Annotated in this window: 15 protein-coding genes; all 15 read right to left on the bottom strand. The window is 47.8% G+C overall.

Translation table 11 applies throughout. The features are described from left to right. Positions 1-189: 189 nt before the first annotated feature. The 15 genes from EL84_RS09145 to EL84_RS09075 all read right to left on the bottom strand — a co-directional run bounded on the left by EL84_RS09145 (position 190) and on the right by EL84_RS09075 (position 16,454). Positions 190-1,140, bottom strand: a complete 951-nt coding sequence (locus tag EL84_RS09145; protein ID WP_047841453.1) for a sugar phosphate isomerase/epimerase family protein — start codon at positions 1,138-1,140, stop codon at positions 190-192. Positions 1,141-1,189: 49 nt separating this feature from the next. Then, positions 1,190-2,062: a carbohydrate ABC transporter permease gene (locus EL84_RS09140; protein ID WP_036616194.1), complete on the bottom strand. Its 873-nt coding sequence runs from the start codon at positions 2,060-2,062 to the stop codon at positions 1,190-1,192. Between the two features lie 70 nt (positions 2,063-2,132). Continuing rightward, the gene (locus EL84_RS09135) at positions 2,133-3,032 is read right to left on the bottom strand and encodes an ABC transporter permease (protein ID WP_036616191.1); all 900 of its coding nucleotides are present in this window, start codon (positions 3,030-3,032) and stop codon (positions 2,133-2,135) included. A gap of 116 nt (positions 3,033-3,148) precedes the next feature. Further along, the gene (locus EL84_RS09130; RefSeq protein ID WP_047841539.1) at positions 3,149-4,750 is read right to left on the bottom strand and encodes an extracellular solute-binding protein; all 1,602 of its coding nucleotides are present in this window, start codon (positions 4,748-4,750) and stop codon (positions 3,149-3,151) included. 449 nt (positions 4,751-5,199) lie between these two features. Beyond that, positions 5,200-7,461 (bottom strand): helix-turn-helix domain-containing protein, encoded by a 2,262-nt coding sequence (locus EL84_RS09125; RefSeq protein WP_047841452.1) that lies wholly within the window; start codon positions 7,459-7,461, stop codon positions 5,200-5,202. A gap of 254 nt (positions 7,462-7,715) precedes the next feature. Continuing rightward, on the bottom strand, positions 7,716-8,663 hold the full coding sequence (locus EL84_RS09120; RefSeq protein WP_036616184.1) for a ribose-phosphate diphosphokinase: 948 nt from the start codon (positions 8,661-8,663) through the stop codon (positions 7,716-7,718). Between the two features lie 80 nt (positions 8,664-8,743). Next, positions 8,744-9,568 (bottom strand): histidinol-phosphatase HisJ, encoded by an 825-nt coding sequence (gene hisJ, locus EL84_RS09115; protein ID WP_047841451.1) that lies wholly within the window; start codon positions 9,566-9,568, stop codon positions 8,744-8,746. Positions 9,569-9,581: 13 nt separating this feature from the next. Further along, positions 9,582-10,316: a bifunctional phosphoribosyl-AMP cyclohydrolase/phosphoribosyl-ATP diphosphatase HisIE gene (gene hisIE, locus EL84_RS09110; RefSeq protein WP_370739117.1), complete on the bottom strand. Its 735-nt coding sequence runs from the start codon at positions 10,314-10,316 to the stop codon at positions 9,582-9,584. After that, on the bottom strand, positions 10,309-11,070 hold the full coding sequence (gene hisF / locus EL84_RS09105; RefSeq protein ID WP_017691268.1) for an imidazole glycerol phosphate synthase subunit HisF: 762 nt from the start codon (positions 11,068-11,070) through the stop codon (positions 10,309-10,311). Before hisF ends, hisIE begins: the two co-directional genes overlap by 8 nt. A 30-nt stretch (positions 11,071-11,100) precedes the next feature. Next, positions 11,101-11,835, bottom strand: coding sequence for a 1-(5-phosphoribosyl)-5-[(5-phosphoribosylamino)methylideneamino]imidazole-4-carboxamide isomerase (gene hisA, locus EL84_RS09100; RefSeq protein WP_047841450.1), 735 nt, complete (start codon positions 11,833-11,835; stop codon positions 11,101-11,103). Between the two features lie 62 nt (positions 11,836-11,897). Next, positions 11,898-12,524 (bottom strand): imidazole glycerol phosphate synthase subunit HisH, encoded by a 627-nt coding sequence (gene hisH, locus EL84_RS09095; protein ID WP_047841449.1) that lies wholly within the window; start codon positions 12,522-12,524, stop codon positions 11,898-11,900. A gap of 3 nt (positions 12,525-12,527) precedes the next feature. After that, positions 12,528-13,157 (bottom strand): imidazoleglycerol-phosphate dehydratase HisB, encoded by a 630-nt coding sequence (gene hisB, locus EL84_RS09090; RefSeq protein ID WP_036674766.1) that lies wholly within the window; start codon positions 13,155-13,157, stop codon positions 12,528-12,530. Beyond that, a complete protein-coding gene (gene hisD / locus EL84_RS09085) occupies positions 13,150-14,454 on the bottom strand; it encodes a histidinol dehydrogenase (RefSeq protein ID WP_047841448.1) in 1,305 nt (434 codons plus the stop codon). Before hisD ends, hisB begins: the two co-directional genes overlap by 8 nt. Positions 14,455-14,593: 139 nt before the next feature. Beyond that, positions 14,594-15,253 (bottom strand): ATP phosphoribosyltransferase, encoded by a 660-nt coding sequence (gene hisG, locus EL84_RS09080; protein ID WP_036674770.1) that lies wholly within the window; start codon positions 15,251-15,253, stop codon positions 14,594-14,596. A gap of 1 nt (position 15,254) precedes the next feature. After that, complete coding sequence (locus tag EL84_RS09075) at positions 15,255-16,454, bottom strand: ATP phosphoribosyltransferase regulatory subunit (RefSeq protein ID WP_047841447.1); 1,200 nt, start codon at positions 16,452-16,454, stop codon at positions 15,255-15,257. Positions 16,455-16,810 lie beyond the last annotated feature (356 nt).

The following is a 16,810-nucleotide window of genomic DNA, read 5'->3' as shown; positions in this document are numbered from 1 at the left end:
TCAGACCGGAAGCCTACTCATACCGCCCGTAGGTGAGTTCATTTTTCTCGTCAGTATATATCATATTTCTACAAAAGTCGCCAGAAAATCTGTGCTTGTTTTACTAAATACTCATGTGTCTCCGTCACTGAGGAAACAGTCGTTGAACACAGGCTGTGAACATGCAAACTGTTCCCCACTTCACCGCGCCTACTCTGTCACTCCAAGCTTCTTCATTAGCAAGTCATGACTCTCATGAATCTCTTCTGCCTTACAGGCAGACTTCAACTCATACACCTTCACCTGTGCCCGACGAATCATCGGCAGATAGGCATCATAGAAGTTCATATCCTTACTGTGTACATACGGGCACCAGTGATCCGAGAGACCAAGTGTCTCATGGATATGGACCCCTACGATATCATCCATCAGGCCTTGCATTTCTCCCACACTGTCATAAAGGCCCATTCGGTCCATCATGATGGCATGACCTGTATCGTACCAGATACCAACCGGGGCCCCTTTGAGAGCTGTGATGATAGTCTTGGCTTCGGCAAGGGTAGGAATCTGTTGTGGTCGCGATCTTGTCTCGATGCCAAAACGAACATCCAGACCTTTAGCTGCCGCCCGATTGCATACCTCATCCAGACTGGCGATAATTTTCTCCACATACCCTGAACTGAGGGCTTCCCGCCGCTCCATCAATTCAGCCCATTTACTGCGATACTTCGGTGAGTCCGGACCTTCCTCGTTATAGATCTTTCCAAGGTCTTTGCTGATATCCTCAGGAAAAGGTACCTCTCCCGGGTGTACAACAACTGCTTCTCCACCATAACGTTGGGCATATTCAGCCGACTCTACCAGCAATTCGATCGCCCGTTTACGTTTCACTTCATCTTCGAAGCCGAGCAAGATGGAATCCGTACCGTAGTCTGGATCAGGGTCATGTGGAAAGGTGTTGTGGACACTAGAAATTCCGATTTCTCCACGCTCAATCATCGGCTCAATCGTCGTGAGCATCTCCTTCGTCACATTATAATTGAGCTCCACCCGACGAAAGCCGAGATCCGCAATCTCCCGAATCATATCTTCCCCTACTGGATGTTTCCTGATGTTCCAACATGTCGAGAATGAGTATTCGCCCTTGTCTATGTGCTGCATCTGTTTTCCTTCTCCTCCCTCTGGCTAAACTTTTTACATCAGCCTTAACTCAACCTTTTACCGCGCCAAGCATCGCACCACTGACAAAATACTTTTGCAGCCACGGATAGACAAGTAGAATCGGAACGGTTGCAAAAATAACGGTTGCGGCCTTGAGACTCTCGGGAGTCAATGGCGTACGGTTAGCACCCTCCATCTGGGTAAGCTCGCTGACCATATTGTTCTGTACCATTTGGAATAACTTCAGTTGAAGCGGGTACAGCTTCGGATCATTAATATACATCAGGGAATCCTGGAACCCATTCCAGCGTCCAACCGCATAGAAAAGAGCTAATGTAGCCAGTACAGGCATGGATAGTGGCAATATAATTTTGAATAGCGTGTGTACATGGGAACTGCCGTCAATCTCAGCGGATTCTTCCAGACTTTCAGGAATACCTCTGAAGAAAGAAATCAGGATAATCAGGTTAAACGGACTGACCAGTCCTGGCAGAATCAGTGCCCACACGGAATTAAGTAAGTTCAGGTCACGAATGAGCAAATACTCAGGAATGATCCCGCCACTGAAGAACATCGTAATGATGATGACATACATGAAGAGCTTGCGCCCTTTTAATTTTTTCTTGGTTAACGGGTAAGCAGCTGCCAGTGTGAACACCATGCACAGCACAGTAGTAGCAATGGTCAGAACTGTCGTGTAACCCAGTGAATAGATCATCGACTGATCAGAGAACACCTGAATATACGCATCCCAATTGAATTCTTTCGGGAATATGGTCACTTCTCCTGACGTAATCGCACGGTTAGAACTGAATGAGATCGCGATCGTGTGCAGAAATGGAGCCAGGCAGAATATAACAAACAAGGTGATAAAGGAGATATTAACGATATCAAAAATCCGGTTTGAGGTGCGTTCACTCATATGCGCACAGCTCCTTTACTGATGGTCTATACAAACAAGCCGATTGGCGTCTCTTCCGTTCATCCACAACCTACAAAATACCTTCACCGGTTGCTTTCTTCGAAATATAGTTAGATCCTAGCACGAATATGAGTCCCACCACTGCTTGGAACAGTCCGACGACAGTTGCCAGCGTGTATTGTCCTGATTCAAGACCAACTCTGTATACAAAGGTACTGAGTACATCGGAATATTCACGCACGGCCGTATTACCAATGATATAAGGCCGATCAAAACCGATGCTGACCATATGTCCAAGATTGAGAATAAGCAAGGTCACGATGGTTGGTTTAATACTTGGCAATGTAATATGCCAGATTCTCTTCAGCCGCGATGCTCCATCGATCTCAGCTGCTTCAAACAATTCCTTGTTGACGCCGGTTAATGCGGCCAGATATAGAATGGTTCCCCATCCTGCACTTTGCCAGACACCTGTGAAGAGATACGTCACAAGCCATGGATTTTTTTCTGTCAAAAATGGTATTGAATTTAAGCCCATGCTTTCCAGTACACCGTTAACCATACCGGATTGATTACCGAACAATTGGTACACAATTCCCCCGATGATTACCCATGAGATAAAGTGAGGAATGTACAATATCGTTTGTGAGATTTTTTTGAACCATTTGAATCGAACTTCATAGAGCATGATCGCCAGAATAATAGGAGCTGGAAATGAAACGACCAGATCAAGAAAATTCAGCATAAAGGTGTTGCGCAATGTCGTGTAGAAGTCCCGCATTCCAAATACTTCGCGAAAAGCATCAAAACCGATCCACTCACTGCCGCTGATTCCCTGAAACAGGTTAAAGTCCTTAAAGGCGATCTGTACACCGTACATCGGTCCATAACGAAAGATTAAAAAGTAGATAATGGGCAGTGAAATCAGAGCGTATAATTGCCAATACCTCTTCAAGTATGTGGTGGTCAAGTCGGTTTCCTCCTATCAACAAGGAAACGGCTGTGCCGCCAGTCCGGCGGCACACGTTCCTTTCTAGTTAAGCCGTAGTATGGGTATCTGTCTTGGAGATTGAAATGTGGAGCTACTTAATTTGCAGGAAGTGCCTGAACTGCTTCTTCAAGTTCTTTTTTCAGTTCAGTACCACCCAGAGACATGAAATCAGCCATTTCTTTTTCATATACCGCATCGAATTCTGCTGGCTTAGCCATCGCTGTTTTTACGATAATGACATTTAATTTGTCTTTGAGAGCTGTGCTGTACTTCATCTCTGCTTCAATCGGTTTGTCGAAAATGATTGGTCCTACCGTATCGGTGTTAGCAATATCAATGGATTGTTTCAGCATCTCCTGATTATTTTGCGGGAAGCCCATAATCCATGCCTTTTCATTCGTCGCTTGATCACCAATGTTTTTACCGTTCGAGATAATGGCTGTATCCCCTGCGTTAAACAGACGATCCTGCGCTTCCTGGGATGCATCCTCTTTCACTACCGGAATGCCGTCTACCAGATCATAGTTCTCGCCTTCCACACCACTGTAGATATCAATCAGATTGTTGTCAGATGCCATCCAGTCGAGATATTTGATCGCTTCGACAGAACGTTTGCTGCTCTTCGGAATCATAATGTACATACCATTTGTTCCGTAGCGTGACTTGATGTGTTTGTTGTCTGCATTTGGATTGGTGTATACATCAACCGGCAACACTTCACTGCCACTCACATTTTTATGCAAATTATCCAGTGTGCCATCTCCGTAGAACATGGCATCCACATCTTCAGACCAGTAACCTACGTTACCGTTTTGAATGTCTTTCCCTAACTGCGTTTTGTCTTCATCCAAACTGAAGTCTTTGCTGATCAGACCTTCGTTGTACAGTTTGTTCAGGAACTGCATCGATTCTTTGAATCCTTCATGCAGTGGCAATTCATATCTTTGACCATAAGTCAGGTCGCCACTAACTGGCTTGATGAATGAGTAGATGAGTGTTTCGAATTGAGCTGGTGCAAGAGCCATACCCATTGGGATGTTTTTGCTTCCGAGTCCACCAGGATCTTTATCCTTGAACGCTTTCAAAGTTGTATATAATTCATCCGTGGTCTTCGGCGCTGGCAATCCCAGCTTATCGAGCCAATCCTGACGAATGTAAGAACTGTATCGGCCTGTGATAGCACGTTTACCCGGAACAGCAAACTGTTGTCCTTCCACTTGCCCAAACTTCAAAGTATCTTCACCCAGGAACTTCTTCAGGTTCGGACCGTGCTGATCAATCAACTCTCCAACATCAGTCAATCCACCCTGCTGGGCATACCGATAAAACACGCTTGAGTCATAAACAAAGACAATATCAGGGACATCCGTATTGCTAGCCATCAGGACGTTCAGCTTGGTAACTTCCTCAGAACGCTGAACGGGTACAAACTGTACATCAATATTGTTGGGATCACCGAACTTCTCCTGAATCATTTTAGATAGATAGTTGTTCGTAATTGTGTACGGTGAAGGACTGTTACCACGGTCAAAAATCTCCACCTTTAAAGTAACGCGCTCGCCATTGCCTGATGTTCCGCCTTCAGCTGATTCTTTTGATGCTGATGAGCATCCCGCAAGTAAAGAAACGCCCATTACCATCGTAAGCGCCAAACCCATCCATTTCTTTAGACTCCCTTTGGTTGCTTTGCTTCTCATTTTGTCATCCCCTTTGGCTTTGCGTGAATGTTTAAAGCTTGCCCAGAGTATTTCACATTTTTCCGTCATCCTGCAATAAACCTCTTTCGGAAGCGCTTACAAAAGGATTATGGTTTATATGTTAAGCCTATTTTCGCAGACTGATTTTTTTCCCAAAGCTGCGCTGCTCTAGGCTTTGACGGCACTCTTCGCCTCAAGGATCAGAACTGCCTGTCCCAAGTCGGATAAACCATTTTCACACACTGCCTATATTCGTAAACGGGAAAAAAACAGGAATACTAGCTTGTTATCCTGCGAAAACAGTTGCATCCGATCTCAGTATAAGAGTATTGTTCAACGAAAACAGGGCGAACCTCTGCAAGCCTCTCTCTCCTAAGTGGAAAGTGACTGCATGAAATTCACCCTGTGTTGTCCTGATGTACAGATCTCAGAATATGATCACTTTTGCTTTACTCTTCGGGTTCTCGATGTTCACGTTTCAAACGACGATAATCTCCTGGTGTAATACCCGTTACCCGCTTAAATACACGTCCCAACGTAATTCCATTTGCATACCCCACCTTCAGGGCAATATCCTGCAAAGAGTAATCGGTATTGAGCAGAAGCTGCTCCGTCTCCTTCATGCGAAGCTCTGTAACAAAATCAACAAACTTCATGTTGAATTCTGTCTTGAACAAATAACTCGCATGTTTGCCCGTAATCTGGAATCGATCGCTCAGATGTTTCAATGAAAGATCAGGATTCGCAAACTGTTCTTCGATATAATTTTTCATTTCGTTAACCATGGCTTTGTAACTCTTGGTTTCCGTTACCGCTACATACGTTCTGAACAAGTCCGTCAGACCATCAAACAAAAGACTTTTCACATCCGCAAGCGTCTCTGCCTCTTCTACAGCACTCAACCATCTGTTGATGTTTTCTTCGGACAGCTCTTCCTGGAGTCCTTCCGACATCATGGCCACCTCTCGGCTGAGCATCTGTAACATGGCCTGAATCAGAGAACGAATCTCATCATCCGGCAGTTTGTTCTGTTCAAACGCTGTAAAGATCTCCTCCAACTGTTCCCGCCACTGTCCACTCGACATCCGGAACCGCTTAACAAAGTCCGCAATCATCTGCAGATAGGTATAGGTATCCAGCAAAGGATGCTGCGTTTCACCGCAGTCGGCTTGGCCGACATCTCCAGTCATCAACAGTTTACGTTGCATTACCGCTTCTGCGGCCGCATAGGAATCTCGTATTGTACCGATTCCCTGAGCGATAGGTCCAATGCCAAAGCTTAAGGAAATGCGTAGATTTTGTTCTACCCAAGATTTGCATTCCTCAGCTACAACACGAATCTGCCCAGACATATCCAAGTTGTTATCATTCTGTTCTTTGAACACAAAAAGGATTGCAATTCGATCCACACTAATCCATTCCGTCCAGCATTGAACTCCCGTATTACGTGACAGCTCTTGCAAAACGTTCATCAAGGCAAACTTCAGCGTATTTTGTTCACCTCTCGTGTACCTCTCCTGAAATCCCTTCTCATAACGGTTAATCTCTCCAACAACAACGACAAAACGCGACGAGTCATGCACGTCATTCAGGGGAGAGAGCTCTTTTAATTGCTCTGCTGCATTTTCCATGTGTTCACCATGCAACAGGGCATTGAACAACTTGCTGCGCTGCATAAGTACATTTTCCCTGCTTTTCTTGTCATAATCCATCATATGATTAATCAGATTCTCAAGCACACCGTCAATCATCTTCATCTCATCCGTGCGAGCACCTGAGTGTTCGAACGCCCGAATCTGATGAGACTCAATCCGGTTCATGATGATCTGAATGGGCTTGTAGTTACGGCGAGTAATATACACGATATATACAATCGCACAGATGACAGTCACAATAGCAATGATTACCCATACATAAGATATGACCGATACCCAGCCAAATAAGTTGCCGGCCTTAATTCCACTGGATATTGTCCAGCCCAGTCTTTCTAGCGCTAGCCTATTCAGTTCCTGACCGTCTATCGAACCCTCTTGGTCCGAATGTGCATTATACACAACCTTACCGTCCCGATCCGTAATCGTCAGGAATGAGAGCTGACCATTAACCATACTATCTACACTCTGTTCAATGCTGCTCATCTTGATATTAATGACCAATGTGCCCTGAGAGCCAAAAGGCAAAGGCATGTCCTTGTTCACGGTTAATACGCGAATAGGGGTACGTTGAACAGAGTCCGCGTCGAATTCCCGGACCGGCTGCCAGCCTGAACCGATAGACCCGTTACCCATCTGATCAATCCATGCCTTATCCGAGAAACCTTCCACTTCTCTGGAACCACTTACGGTCAGAACATGTTTATTTCGCTTGTCATATAGATAGATGGATTGAATCCATGAGGACGAATTGGATAACTCACGTAAATTCTGCGCAATTGCATACACCGTGTCCGAGCTGGTCAGGTTTGTGTTATTAAAATAGAGTTTGTATGCCTGCTGACTCTGTACCGTTTCCAGGATGGATAGTTCAATATCCCTGATTGTGCGATCCACCGTGTCTATCATATAACTGGAGGAGATTCGGTCTGCTTTTTTAGTTTCCTCTTTAGAGATGTCATTGATGAAAACAAACGCGATGAAAATGAGTATGGTCACCGTAAGAAAAAAAATCGGGAAATACGAGAACAATAACCGGTAGTACCAATTACGAGACAATAGACCCCACTCCTCACTCCACGATGCCAATGTTCTCAGCCGTGGTTCTACTGTTCAGCATCCATCTCACCTTAGGGGCTGAATACTATATGATAACGCTATCATAACTGATTTTATGTTATTATAGCACAAGCCTCTGAGCAGCAAAGCAAGAATTGAATTCAAAGAGCCAAAACAAAAAAACCGTGCTGAGCAGACAACAACTCAGACACGGAACAGTTCATCTGGCAGCACACCGTTATATCTTCGATGCTCTAAATGCCAGAATCCTTAAACAATGTGGCCATGGAGCCACCATCCACAATAATGCGTACGGCGCGGGCCAGCATTGGCGCAACAGGTAACACTTTGAAGCATTCAGGGTGGTCATCTGGCAGTGCGATCGAGTCCGTAACTACCACCTCTTCAATTGACGGGTGATTCAATTTACTTACTGCACCATCCGAGAACAATCCGTGTGTTGCACATACATATACATTTTTGGAGCCACGTTCCTTCAACCCTTCCACGACATTCAGAATGGTTGTTCCAGTGTCGATCAGATCCTCAATAATAATAGGTGTCCGTCCTTCTACATCACCAATGACATGGGTAATCACCGATTCATTATGGCTTGGACGTTTCTTGATCATAATGGCAAATGGAGAATCCAGACGGTTCGCCAGCTTCTCTGCCATCGATGCTCGTCCCGCATCCGGGGAGACGACAACAGGATTCTCGATTCCTTTGCTTAACAGATAATCACTAATCAGATCCAGTGATGTCATATGGTCAACCGGAATGTTGAAGAATCCCTGAATGGCCGCTGCGTGCAGGTCGATCGTTACCACTCGATTGGCGCCAGCCGTAGTTAATACATCTGCTACCATCTTGGCCGAGATCGGTTCCCGTGGTGCGGATTTGCGCTCTTGACGAGCATAGCCGTAATACGGAACAATGATGTTCACAGTGCGCGCTGAAGCCCTCTTTGCGGCATCAATCATCACCAACAGCTCGACAAACAGCTCATTGATCGGATGAGACAACGACTGTACCAGAAACACATCACAATTACGGATCGTTTCTTCATAATGAACGTATATTTCTCCGCTCTTGAACCTGGACAGCTTGATCTTGCCCAGTTGTACACCCAGCTTGTCACATACCTGTTCTGCCAGCTTAGGGTTCGATGAACCGGAAAAAATACGTAACGAATGCTGCATAATGCCCTCCCGAGGGTTGAAGTCCCTATATAATCCCTTAGCTAAAAGGTTATTTCCTACCCTCATTATACTCCAATGGCTTATACATTTAAAGGAATGAACGAGCGATGACGGCCTTCAAAAACAGCGACTTCCGTACAGCCCAACTCATGTAAAAGTGCTTCAGCTTCAGGCAAATAATCGCCCAGCTTCAGTGGGTCATGTGCATCAGAGCCCATGGTTAATGGAATACCCAAGCGAATGGCTTCTGTCAGCATTCTGCGACTAGGGAACATCTCGGCACAAGGCTTCGATATCCCGGAAGCATTCAGCTCCATGGCGCAACCACTTTTGGCAATAGCCTGCAGCGCTGCGTTCTCCAGTGAGATACGTTCTTCTGTCTGCTCCGTTGAAGGAACATAGCCAAACCGTTTAATGACATCCGTATGGCCCATAATATCGTACATGCCCGTGGCGGCTGCCTTGCTTACGGCATCGTAGTACTGACGATATACTTCAAGGATGTCTTTGCCCTCCCAGTGATGGGTCTGGCGGAAATCCGTAATGTCCCATTCCCCAAGAAAATGCACAGAGCCAATCACATAATCCCATGGATAACGCTCAATGATTGCACGGATCTCTGTTTCCCAGCCTTCGATATAGTCACCTTCCAGACCAACACGTACGTCAATCTGCCCACGGTAACGTTCTTTCAGGGAGAAACACTCCTCTACGTAACGCGGCAGTTCATCCATAGGCATCGCCATTTCCGGATAATATTGAGCCGGATCGACATGCAACAAGGGCATGTGATCGGACAATCCAATCTGGGATAGTCCGATCTCCACACCACGCTGCACGTACTCTTCCAGTTTGCCCACGGCATGTCCACACCGCTCATGGTGTGTATGATAGTCTATACGCACGAAACTCGCCTCCTTAATCGCGGCGAGGCCGTTCATGACGGCGGCTCAGCTCTGACATAATGTCGTCCAGCGGTAGCTTGCGCTCTTGTAACAGGACGAGCAGGTGATACATCAGGTCACTGACTTCCAGACGAAGCTCGTCATTATCTTTATTTTTGGCGGCGATGATCGTCTCGGACGCTTCTTCACCGATTTTTTTCAGTATTTTGTCTACACCTTTATCAAACAGATACGTTGTATATGCACCCTCAGGACGCTCACGTTCACGCTCTGCAATAACGGATTCCAGTTCAGCCAATACCTCAAAGCGACTTTCGGAACCGGAACTTGCAGAAGCAGATGCCGCACCCGCTTCATCCGAAGCCTTGTCTGCCGATTTCTCTGGCAAACCAATGATTTCATTATGGAAACAAGTTACCGCCCCTGTATGGCAAGCCGGACCGTTCGGTTTCACCTCAACCAACAAGGTATCGCCGTCACAATCATATTTTAGGGAAGTAATCGTCTGCACGTTGCCAGATGTTGCTCCTTTATGCCACAACTCCTGACGCGAGCGTGACCAGAACCAGGTCTCACCGGATTCCAGCGACAACTTCAGAGATTCGCGATTCATATAAGCCATCATTAAAACTTCACGGGTATCTACATCCTGCACAATGGCAGGAACCAAACCTTCACTCCAACGAATGTGTTCCACAACCTGTTCCAAGGATAACTGTTCCTTGATTTCATCGCTCACTTTAGTCACGGATCTCCACCCCTTGTTCTCTCAAATGTTGTTTTAACGCCGGTACGGCGATTTCTTTGTAATGGAAAATCGTTGCGGCCAGCCCTGCGTCCGCTTTGCCTGTGGTAAATACATCATAGAAATGAGATTCCTTGCCCGCACCGCCCGATGCGATGACTGGAATACGCACAGATTCGGATACCGCTGCCGTCAGCTTCAGATCAAAGCCGTCTTTTGTTCCGTCCGCGTCCATACTTGTGAGCAGAATCTCCCCCGCGCCCAAGCTCTCAGCCTGTTTAACCCATTCCAGCGCCTTGATCCCGGAGGGTTTCCGTCCACCATGGGTATAGACTTCCCACTCGCCCCAAGCTTCGTTATACTTGGCATCGATCGCTACCACGATACACTGCGAGCCAAAGCGACGTGCACCATCTGCAATCAACTGCGGATTAAGTACCGCGGCTGTATTCACTGCAATTTTATCCGCTCCTGCACGGAGAATCCGCTTCATGTCCTCTACCTTGGAGATGCCACCACCTACCGTAAAGGGAATAGCGATCTCGCCCGCCGTCTGCCGCACGACTTCTTCCATCGTTTCGCGACCTTCTACCGAAGCGGAGATATCGAGAAAGACCAATTCGTCCGCGCCCTCGCGGTCATATAGTGCCGCCAGCTCTACCGGATCACCCGCATCGCGGAGATTAACGAAGTTGACGCCTTTGACGACCCGGCCGTCTTTCACGTCCAGACAGGGGATGATTCTTTTTGCCAGCATGCTACCTCTTCCTCTCTATCCGAATATCCCTTACTTATTGACCGCACGTACTGCTTCAGACAGATCGATGCTTCCCGTATACAGTGCTTTACCCACAATTGCTCCACCAACACCATCATCCGCGTGGCGACTCAGACGAAGCAGATCATCCATTACACTCACACCGCCTGAAGCAATAACCGTCCGTCCGCTTGCCTTAGCTAGAGACACAATCGCTTCCACATTAGGACCCTGCATCATGCCATCACGGGAAATATCCGTAAAGATAAATGTTTCTGCTCCATATGCCGCCAGTTCCTTCGCGAGCACCTCTGCTTGCACTTCCGATGTTTCAAGCCAACCGCGAGTTGCCACGTAACCGTTACGAGCGTCGATGCCAATTGCCACTTTGTCGCCATAACGTCCCAGTACTTCCTCTGTAAATGCACGATCCTCAATCGCTGCTGTTCCAATGATCAGCCGGCTAACACCCAGACCCAGCAAACGTTCTACATCAGCTACCGTACGAAGTCCGCCACCTACCTGAACAGGTACGTTCACAGCCGAGGCAATCCGCCCGATCAGCTCATCGTTAACAGGATGACCCGCTTTCGCACCATCCAGATCGACCAGATGAACGTATGTACCGCCTTGCTTCTCCCAGGATAGAGCCACTTGAACCGGGTCATCGTTATACACGGTCTCCTGATTATAATCTCCCTGCACCAGTCTTACACATTTGCCGTCCCGGATATCAATCGCCGGATATAGGATAAAAGATGACATACAAGGCCTCCTGAATATGAATTAGATTTGTACGCTTTCTATAGTTAAGAAGAGATGATGTTTTACCTTTGTACAGGTGCTCCTGTCAGAGCCAAAAAGTTGCCGAGCAACTTCATACCGAGCTCTCCACTTTTCTCCGGGTGGAATTGCATGCCGAAGTTGGATCCTCTGCCTACAATGGCTGTCACCGGATGTCCGTAATCCGTTACCGCCAGCAGATCGTCCCTGTTTTCAGTAAGCGCATGATAGGAATGGACAAAATAGACGTGACCTGCTTCAAGCCCCGTAAATAGAGGATTTTCCGCGTGCAGGAATTCCAAACGGTTCCATCCCATATGAGGAACTTTCAGCTCTCCTGGTGCGAATCGCACCACTTTACCTGGCAAAATATCCAGTCCCTCATGCTCACCATGCTCTTCACTTGAGCTGAATAACAATTGCATGCCCAAACAGATACCGAGCAGTGGTTTAGACCCGACAGCGGCTTCCTTCACCACCTTATCCAGTCCACTCTCACGCAGATGAACCATCGCATCACCAAAAGCACCTACGCCTGGCAAAATGACACCATCTGCGCCAAGAATCTCTTCCCGGTCACCCGTGACCAGCGCTTCGTAGCCAAGACGTTCGACCGCTTTGCCGACGCTGTGCAGGTTACCCATACCGTAATCGACAATTGCAATCGCCATCGTCTACAGCACTCCCTTCGTGGAAGGCACACCCGTTACACGTGGATCAATCATCGTTGCTTCATCCAGTGCACGTCCCAGCGCCTTAAAGATCGCTTCAATCATGTGGTGGGTGTTCTGACCATAGTGCACAATGACATGTAACGTAATCCGAGCTTCCAGCGCTAATTTCCACAGGAATTCATGTACCAGCTCCGTGGAGAAACTGCCTACTTGTTGGGAAGGGTATTCTGCACGGTATTCAAAGTGAGGTCGGTTACTCACATCAATAATGACCTGAGCGAGTGCCTCGTCCATTGGTACAAAAACACTGGCGTAACGCTTAATTCCACGTTTGTCACCCAACGCTTCTCGCAACGTCTGTCCGAGACAGATTCCGATGTCTTCAACCGTGTGATGATCGTCGATATCAATATCTCCGCGGGCCTGCACGTTCAGGTCGAATTGTCCGTGCTTTGTGAACAGATCCAGCATATGATTCAGGAAAGGTACATCCGTTTCAATCGTGGATTGTCCTGTTCCATCTACATTAAAGGCCAATTGGATATTGGTCTCGTTTGTTTTGCGGTCAACCTCTGCTTGGCGCACTGCACCTTTGTTTTCAAGTTCCACACCATTATTTTGCTTATCCATTGTCCGATTCCGCCTTTCCTTCCTGTTCTAACCGTACAGCAATTGCACGGGCATGCCCTTCAAGACCCTCATGGCGGGCCAACTCTATAATAGCCGCTCCGTTCTTCAGCAGCGCTTCTTTACTATAATAGATCAGACTCGATTTCTTGATAAAATCATCCACGTCCACTGGCGAACTGAACCGCGCAGTGCCATTGGTCGGTATAATGTGATTGGGTCCTGCAAAATAATCCCCTACCGGCTCCGAGCTGTACGGGCCGAGGAAGATCGCGCCGGCATTTTCGATCCGGCCAGCGTAAGCCATCGGCTCCTGCACCATGATCTCCAGATGCTCCGGTGCGAGCCGGTTCACCACGTCAATTCCCTCATCGATGGAATCAACCACAATAATAGCGCCATACTGCTCCACGGAAGCAGCAGCGATATCACGCCGCGGCAGCACTTCAAGCTGCCGCTGCACTTCGCCCTGCACGGCTTCCGCCAGCGCGGCCGAATTCGTGACGAGAATGGCCGATGCCATCTCGTCATGTTCCGCCTGCGACAACAGGTCGGCGGCGACGTACACTGGATTCGCCGTATCATCGGCGAGCACCACAATCTCACTCGGCCCGGCGATACTATCGATATCGACCGCACCGTACACCTCGCGCTTCGCGAGCGCCACGTAAATATTGCCCGGTCCACAGATTTTATCGACCGGGGCAATACTCTCCGTGCCGTAAGCCAGGGCGGCGATAGCTTGAGCGCCGCCAACCCGGTACATCTCGCTCACGCCTGCTTCCGCAGCAGCAACGAGGATGTACGGGTTAATACCTTCGCCACCGTTCGTTGACGGCGGCGTCACAAGAACAATCTCCGGCACGCCTGCCACCTGTGCCGGAATCACATTCATCAGCACAGACGATGGATACGCTGCTTTGCCGCCAGGTACATAAACGCCGACCCGCTTCAGCGGTCGGATGACCTGGCCCAGCAGGCTGCCGTCCGGCTGCCAATCCATCCACGAGTTGCGTTTCTGTTTCTCATGAAACGCACGAATGTTTGCGGCGGCTTGCCGAATCGCCGTCACAAAGGATGGCTCCACGGCTGCATAAGCCGCCTGCAGCTCTTCCTGCGGCACGCACAATTCCGCGGCCGTCAGCTTTGTGCGGTCCAGTTGCTCCGTGTAACGCAGCAGTGCCGTATCACCCTCACGGCGAATGTCGCTGACAATACGCCGTACCGTTTCATTTTGCTCCGGCGTGCCATACTCCACTTCCCGCTTCAGATCAAACTCCCGTGCAGGTACAATTTTCATACGTACAACCTCCTCATCCTCTGTAATACCTGCCTTCATGTGGCCGATTTGCTTCTTTATTTTGTCTCTTACTCTTAATTTTGCTTCTGCTTCTGCTTCTGCTTTGTATGTTTCTCATCTATGTTTCCAACGTAGTAATTTATCCCCGAAAGCTTCCCGCCGATATCTCATTCGATGCCGGTATGACCTGCTGAAGTGCATCACACAAAGCCTGGATTCGTGCATTTTTCATCCGATAACTTACCCGATTGGCGATAAGACGGCTCGTGATGTCCAGAATGCCTGTCATCTCCACCAGTCCGTTCTCTCGCAGCGTCTGACCAGTCTCCACCAGATCGACAATCCGGTCTGCCAGACCAATCAGGGGTGCCAGCTCAATGGAACCATTCAGCTTGATCACCTCGACCTGCTGTCCCTGCTCCCGGAAATACTGCGAAGCAATCCTCGGATACTTCGTTGCAACACGTTGCTGGATGCCTGGCTTCCAGTCTGGAAGTCCGATCACAGACATACGGCACTGAGCGATTCCCAGATTCAACAGTTCGTACACATCCCGATCTTCCTCCAGTAGCACGTCTTTACCAACAATTCCGATATCGGCAACACCGTACTCCACATAAGTTGGAACATCTACTGGCTTCGCCATAATGAATTCCATTCCCGCTTCCGGTACTTCGATGACCAATCTGCGTGTATCGTCCACATCTTCTGGAATATCCAGCCCCGCTTCACGGAACAATTTGGAGGCTTTTTTATAGATTCGGCCCTTCGGCATGGCCACCTTCAGAATATCCGACATCTCAGCGTCCTCCTTCTTCAGATCCGTAAGTAATAACCTGCTCAGCGTGAACGGTTCTTGCTTCAACCGATACGGCACTTGCCCCAGCCCCATCTTCAGGAAGAAGGAGTGTCACTACATTTTGTCCCATACTGCGTAATCTTGCCGCTTCTGTTAGTGCCTCAGCCCGACGTTTCGGGGTATATTGGATAAGTATCGTTTTTTTCTCTTCAATCGTAATGCCATGAACACCGTCAATAATCCGGTTCGTTTTCAGTGCAAATCCTGTAGCTGGCAATGAACGACCAAACTGTTGTAAGAGATTATCATACCGTCCACCGCTACATACCGGAGATCCCAGTTCGGCTGCATACCCTTCAAAGGTCATGCCCGTATAATAGGAGAAATCACCGATCATCGTCAGATCAATCAGCACATGCTCGGATACACCGTACGCTTCCAACACTTCGAATACGGCACACAGATGTGCAATCGACTGTGCTGCTTCAGCACTTGAACTTAGCTCTACCGCATGTGTGCATACTTCCTTGCCACCACGCAGACGAAGGATCGCTTCAAGCTGTTCTTTCAACTTCGGCTCCAGATTCAATGCTTCAATTGACTGGCGATAGCCGACATAATCACGTCCGAGCAACCCTTCCTTCAATTGCTCCTGCTCAGCGGTCTGGCCTGGAATCACTTCCTCCAGTAATCCGTTCAGGAATCCCATATGACCCATCGCTATTTTAAAAGAAGACACTCCCGCTGCCTGCAAAGAGGCAATCGCAAGCGCAACAACTTCTGCATCCGCCTCAGGTGAGTCGTCCCCTACCAGCTCCACGCCAGTTTGGAAGAATTCCGCCTCACGCCCAGCTTCCTCTTCAATGGAACGAAATACGTTCGCATGGTAGGACAGACGTAGCGGTAACTGCTCATCTTTGAGCATGGACGAAACTACACGTGCAATTGGAGCTGTTAAATCCGATCTCAGCACCAGCGTGGTTCCACGGCTGTTCAATAATTTAAACAATTTGCGATCTGATGTAGAGCTTGCCACACCTACCGTGTCGTAATATTCAATCGTTGGTGTGATAATCTGACGGTAACCCCAGCGTTCCATACATTCCAGTACATTGCGTTCAATCGTCCGCAGCTTGGATACTACATGTGGTGTATAGTCGCGGAATCCGGTCGGTTTTTCAAAACCTTTTGGTTTGGACATTGGTAATATTCACCCCGAGTCAGTAATTTAAGAGTTGCACTCGTTCTATTTCAACAGGATTTATGTAGTGTAAATCCCCATTCTATCTTATAAACCTGAATCACAGTATTATCGCATAAGCCTTCAACTATTGGTTTATTCCAATCCTTATCATGCTTCATTTCTCCAAGAATACTTTCACATGGTAAAGTGCTAACAAACTAAAGGATATGGGATATGATAACATGAAATCCGCACTACCGTCAACAATACCAAAGCCTGATTGCCCTTGGATCGACATATCGTTTTATATGCACACCATTACGCTCGCCAATCGGTATTTATATACGAAAAAAGCTGCCATAAGCAGCTTTTTA

Origin of the sequence: Paenibacillus sp. VT-400, from assembly GCF_001029205.1 — a bacterium.
In the GTDB taxonomy this organism is placed as follows: Bacteria; Bacillota; Bacilli; order Paenibacillales; family Paenibacillaceae; genus Paenibacillus; species Paenibacillus amylolyticus.
The sequence above is the reverse complement of the archived record's forward strand: the minus strand, read 5'-3'. Positions and strand labels throughout refer to the sequence as shown.